General features: G+C 74.6%; 2 protein-coding genes. Both read right to left on the reverse strand.

Going from position 1 to position 2,112, the window contains the following annotated elements; translation table 11 throughout:
• Positions 1–86: 86 nt before the first annotated feature.
• Complete coding sequence (locus tag EYA84_RS34105; protein ID WP_236146066.1) at positions 87–614, reverse strand: hypothetical protein; 528 nt, start codon at positions 612–614, stop codon at positions 87–89.
• Positions 611–2,112, reverse strand: a 1,502-nt coding sequence (locus EYA84_RS31025) for a PspC domain-containing protein (protein WP_131057751.1), incomplete at its 5' end; no start/stop codon positions are given. The genes EYA84_RS34105 and EYA84_RS31025, both read right to left, overlap by 4 nt.

Below are 2,112 nucleotides of genomic sequence, written 5' to 3' on the forward strand. Positions count from 1 at the left end.
GGCGCAGGAGGCCCTGCGGCGTGGCCGGCCGACGGAGGCGGGAGCACACCGGCCAGCATAGGCGGCTGCGGACAGGCGCCGCATGGTCAGGCGGCAGGCCCCCGTGGCGGCGTCGGCGACGTGTCGTCCCCGTAGGGGAGACCGAGGGTCCGGTCGTCCGTCTCCGCCCGGCCCGGCGCCGTCCCGGTGGCCGGGTCGCCGGCCAGGTCGGGCCAGGTGCCCGCCGGTGAGTCCGGGTCGGTCGGCCGGAACACGGTCGGTGGGTCCGGGTCGGTGGGCCCGGAGACGGTCGGCGAGTCGGGGTCGGTCGGCCCGAAGGCGGTCGGCGAGTCCAGGTCCGACGGCTCGAAGGCGGTCGGCGAGCCCAGGCCGGCGGCCGGGGGAGCGGCCGGCTCGGTCGGGACGGCCTCGTCCGCCGACGTCCGGCTGTGTCGGCTGGACCGCAGCGCACCGACCAGGCCGAACGCGCCGATCAGGATCAACCCACCGGCCAGGAACCAACCCACCGGCGGCAGCACCAGGCCGAGCACCTGGGCCAGTAGCCACCAGGCGGCGAACGACAGGAAGAGCAGCCCGAAGGCGAACGACACCAGGTCCGTGCGATGCACCCTCACCGGGTCACCTCCATGTGTCCGGCGTTGATCTGCAGGTTGAGGCGGAGCTTGCCGCCACCGACACCGTCCGCGCCGAGGTCGACGATCTCCGTGAGCCGGTTGTCCAGGCCGCCGGTGCGTTGGCCGAAGACGTTGGCGTCACCCGCGGTGACATGCGCGTTGGTCGTCACGTCCACGTTCGGCGGAACGACCACCGTGGCCTCGCCGAAGTTGATGACCACGGTGATCTCGGTGTCCTTCTGGTCGAAGTCGACCGCGCGCAGGTCGAGCACCGCGTCGGAGAAGCTCTGCTCGTACCGCACCGCGAGGTCGCGGTGGTCGGTGGGCGCCCAGGTCACGGTGCCGTCCACACCACGGACCCGGTCGTACGACTCGGCGACCGTGGCCACCCCCAGAGCGGCGGAGGCCACCAGACCGAGCGCGATGAGCCAGCGGGCCCGGCCGAACCAGGTGCCCACGAGCAGGCCCAGGGCGATCACGGCGAGAACCGCCGCGAAGTACGCCGACGCGCCGATCCGGAAGACGTCGAGCAGATCGAGGATGCCCACCGCGCCCAGCGCGACGAAGATCAGCGAGAAGGTCACCGCACCGAGTGCGGAACGTTCCCGGGGCTTCTTCGGCGGCTTCGGCGGCCTGGGCGGCGGTGCCACCGGGGTCTGCCCGGCGTACGGGCCGTGCGGGGCGAACGGGGCACGGTAGGTCGACGAGTGCGGCGGCACGGTCGGTGGCACCACCAGCGGCGTGGGGGAGCCCACCGGGGACCACGGGGGGGTCGGCGGCAGGAACCGGGTCGGGTCCTCGGCGCGCCCGGCCGGAGCGGGTGCCGATCCGGGGACCGGGGCGGGCGCGTGGAAGGCGGCCGGCGCGGTGAACGCCGGGACGGTGCGGCCGAACCCGCCGGGCGGCGGCGGATATCCGGTGGGGCCGGGATAGCTCACCGGCGGCACCGGACCCGGAGGTCCGGCGGGTGGCGCCGGTGCGCCGACCGGACCGCCCGCAGGATGCGGGCCGCGTTGCTGGTGGCGGTTGAGCAGCAGTGCGCCGCCGACCAGGATCGCCGCGCCGAGCAGCACCGCCCGGAAGGCGTCGGTGACGATGAAGCCGAAGCTGATCGCGACCAGGATGCTGAGCACGATCACGGTCACCGGGGACATGCTGGACCGACCCCGCCCGAGCATGGACTCGACAGGTGAGGCGGTGTCGCCCTCGCCCGGGATGATCAACCAGGCGGTGACGTAGAGCAGGATGCCGATGCCGCCGAAGAAGCCGAGCACGGCGAGCAGCACCCGCCAGAGCACCGGGTCGGTGTTGGTGGCGCGACCGACGGCGGCGCACACCCCGGCCAGGTAACGGCCGTCGCGGGGGCGGACCAGCCCGTACCGCGAGGTGAATCCGGCGCCGCCGAAGTGCGGCCAGGGACCCTCCGACGGCGGTGGTGCGCCGGTCCCCCCGGGTGGTGGTGCGCCGCTCCCGCCGGGCGGCGGGGCGGCCGAAGGAC

This window comes from Verrucosispora sp. SN26_14.1 (assembly GCF_004307965.1).
Classification (GTDB): domain Bacteria; phylum Actinomycetota; class Actinomycetes; order Mycobacteriales; family Micromonosporaceae; genus Micromonospora.